Source organism: Kitasatospora sp. NPDC007106 (assembly GCF_040634455.1).
Classification (GTDB): Bacteria; Actinomycetota; Actinomycetes; order Streptomycetales; family Streptomycetaceae; genus Kitasatospora; species Kitasatospora arboriphila.
The window spans coordinates 1-2,721 of the sequence record NZ_JBEYFP010000771.1 but is presented as its reverse complement, the minus strand read 5'-3'; the positions used below and the strand labels follow the sequence as shown (position 1 = coordinate 2,721).

The 2,721-nt window shown below is 75.5% G+C and carries 5 protein-coding genes; 2 read left to right on the top strand and 3 right to left on the bottom strand.

All coding sequences use genetic code 11. The features are described 5' to 3' along the window. Window positions 1-69: 69 nt before the first annotated feature. On the bottom strand, window positions 70-360 hold the full coding sequence (locus ABZ641_RS32125; RefSeq protein ID WP_344624681.1) for a hypothetical protein: 291 nt from the start codon (window positions 358-360) through the stop codon (window positions 70-72). 112 nt (window positions 361-472) lie between these two features. Between ABZ641_RS32125 and ABZ641_RS32120 the strand changes: the two genes are divergently transcribed. Beyond that, on the top strand, window positions 473-988 hold the full coding sequence (locus ABZ641_RS32120) for a DUF1877 family protein (RefSeq protein ID WP_359987535.1): 516 nt from the start codon (window positions 473-475) through the stop codon (window positions 986-988). Between the two features lie 16 nt (window positions 989-1,004). On the opposite strand, the gene ABZ641_RS32115 is transcribed toward ABZ641_RS32120, so the two are convergent. Then, a complete protein-coding gene (locus ABZ641_RS32115) occupies window positions 1,005-1,403 on the bottom strand; it encodes a hypothetical protein (protein WP_359987532.1) in 399 nt (132 codons plus the stop codon). Window positions 1,404-1,503: 100 nt separating this feature from the next. Continuing rightward, the gene (locus ABZ641_RS32110; protein WP_359987530.1) at window positions 1,504-1,998 is read right to left on the bottom strand and encodes a hypothetical protein; all 495 of its coding nucleotides are present in this window, start codon (window positions 1,996-1,998) and stop codon (window positions 1,504-1,506) included. Window positions 1,999-2,086: 88 nt separating this feature from the next. On the opposite strand from ABZ641_RS32110, the gene ABZ641_RS32105 reads away from it, so the two are divergent. Then, window positions 2,087-2,721 (top strand): MerR family transcriptional regulator (locus ABZ641_RS32105; protein WP_359987527.1); only part of this gene is annotated, 635 nt, incomplete at its 3' end.

Here is a 2,721-nt window from a genome sequence, read left to right as displayed (position 1 = left end):
GCACCGCGCCGGGCCCCCTTCGGGCTGTCCGGACACGCACGGAGCTCTTCGGGCACCGCCGCGCGCGGGTCACCCCGGCCAGTCTGCGGGCGATGCCTCCTGGTCGTTCCCCCGCACCCACACGATCGAGACGCCGAGCACCCTCCGCATCACCGCGAATCCGCCCTCCCACCCCCCGGGGAGGCGCAGCCGGCCCCGCCGGATCACGCCGCTCGCCAGCCGCGCGTCGCCCGCCTGGAGGGTGCCCGTCCAGCTCGGCAGGCCGATGCTCGGGACGCTCCCGGTCAGCTCGGCCTCGACCGGGATCTCCCGGTCGTCGGCGAGCAGCAGCGCGGGGCCCCGGTACACCGGCGAACTCATGCCACCGACTCTGCTCGCGCCGTTCGGCGCGTGCAAATCCGGCCCGTCCCGGCTGCCCCGCAGGCGGAAAACCGGGTGACCTCCGCGGCCGTGGATCGACAGAATCCTGCCCATGGCGTTGACGCAGCAGCTGGCGAGGGTGAGCCCCGCGTACCTCGACCGGTGCCGCCGGGCCGCGGCCGGCTCCCCCGACGGCGATCCGCGGTGGGACCCGCCGGCCGGCGACCTGCTCGACCTGGACTGGGCGCTCTGGGGCCTGCTGCGGCACCTCCGCGCGGTGGAGGCCGCGCCGGAGCCCGTCGCCCTCCTCGACCGCAGCATCTCCGGCGACGACGCGGCCGCCGTCGCCTTCCTCGACCACCTCGAGGTGTACGACCGCTTCGGCGACCCGCCGACCCTGCTGACCCCGGACGCCGTGGCCGAGGTGGCCGGCCGGCTCGACGCGGTCGACACCGCCGCGATGCTCGCCCGGCTGCCGTCCGACCCGGACGAGGCCGCCGAGTCCTGCGGCTTCGGCGGGTTCCACGGCGACCTCGCCGCCCACCTGGCCCACCACCTCGACGCGCTCCGCTCCTTCTACCGCGAGGCGGCGGCCCGCGGTCTCGCCGTGGTGACCTGGGTCGACTGACCGGCCGGGTGCGCGGTCAGACCGTCAGGGCGGCGCGCAGCGCGGCGAACCCGTCGGCGAGTTCGGTGGCGTCGGCGGGGTTGATCTCCATCTGCAGGTGGCACACCTCGTCGTCGCCGTTGGGCGTCAGCCACGCGAAGAAGGCGAACCGTTCACCGACGGGCTCGGCCGTCAGCGTCAGCGGATTGTTGCGGCCGGGAGTCACCCGCGCCGAGAACCGGGCGCCCGTCGGGACGCTCAGCCGCGCGACCATCCCGTCGGCGAACTCCGCGACCTCCTCCACGGTGAGGAAGGCGGTGAAGTCGGCGGTGAGCGACGAGTACCAGCTCGCGGTGACCCGCCAGTCCTCCCCTTCGGTGTGGACCATCTCCAGCCACGTTCCGCCGCCACCGAGGTACATCCGCGGCACGTCCACGTCACTCTCCCGTCTTCACGTCCTGGGTCGGTGGTCCCGCCGGGGCGGCCCACCGACCCGGATCCTGCCACCGGGCACCGACAGGGCCGGGCACCGGTCCTCAGGGCGCGCCCGCCGAGGTGAGGATGTGGTCGATCAGTTCCAGGGCCGGCGGGAGGTCCTGCGGCCGGCGGTCGCGGGCGCAGCCGGCCGCTCCGCGGACGACGGCGACCAGGGCGGCCACCGCGGTCAGCTCCTCGGGGGTCAGCCGGCCGCCGCGGCGGTGGGCGATCAGCGATCCCTCCGGGCTCGTGTGCACGTCGAGCAGGCGGCCGAGCGCCGTCATCCGTTCGCCGTCCAGGCCGGGCAGGACCTCCTCGAAGCCCACCAGCACCACGGCCACGGCCTCGGCGAGGCCGCGCAGTGCGCTGCCCGCCTCGGTGTCGGGCCGGGTGGCCGTCAGTCCGTCCAGCCAGTCGACCGCGCGCAGCCCGCACCGCCGGGCTTCGGCGAGCACGCTGCGCCCGGCGTCGTCCGGCGTCCGCGGCCCCGGCACCGTGGGCACCGCGCCGAACCTGGTCACGATCGGCGCCCGCCCGCCCTGCACACCCGTCATGGCGGCCAGTCTGCCCGAATCGGCGCGCGCCGGATCCTGGTTCCGGCCGGCTTGAGGTTCCCCCGGGGGAAGGTCCTAGGGTCTGGGCATGGTGGACGGCCCGGAGTTGCTCACGGTCGGTCAGCTGGCCCGTCGGGCCGGGCTGACCGCGAAGGCCCTGCGTCACTACGACCGGGTGGGCCTGCTGCGGCCCGAGGTGGTCGATCCCGGCACGGGGTACCGCTACTACGGCGCCGGGCAGGTCGCGCAGGCGCGTCTCGTCCGGCTGCTCCGCTCCGTGGACGTTCCGCTGGAGCAGGTGCGGCTGTGCCTGGCCGATCCGGACGCCGAGTCCGTGACGGCCCGGGTGCTGGCCGGGCACCGGCTCCGGCTGCGGGCCCGGCTGGACCGCATCCGGGGCGACCTCCACCGCATCGACCATCTCCTCCAGGACGGAGTCGCCAGAGCCATGACCGACAGTGCTGCGCAGCCCGCCGCCACCGCGCCCGACGACGGCGGGCGCCGACTCGCCGTCGACCTGTTCAACGGCGTGTGGCGCCTGCTGGAGAAGGAGGACCGCACGGTGGAGGAGGACGACCGGATGCTGCACATGGCGCACGCCTCCCGGCACCACTGGGGCGAGGTCGGACAGCCGGTGAACCTCGGTCGCGGCGAGTGGCAGTGCTCGCGGGTCTACAGCGTGCTGGGCCGCGGCGAGCCGGCGATCCACCACGCCGCCCGCAG

Coding starts and splice junctions, on each gene's coding strand:
- ABZ641_RS32125 (WP_344624681.1), bottom strand. CDS start 360: ATGAGTTCGCCGGTGTACCGGGGCCCCGCGCTGCTGCTCGCCGACGAC.
- ABZ641_RS32120 (WP_359987535.1), top strand. CDS start 473: ATGGCGTTGACGCAGCAGCTGGCGAGGGTGAGCCCCGCGTACCTCGAC.
- ABZ641_RS32110 (WP_359987530.1), bottom strand. CDS start 1,998: ATGACGGGTGTGCAGGGCGGGCGGGCGCCGATCGTGACCAGGTTCGGC.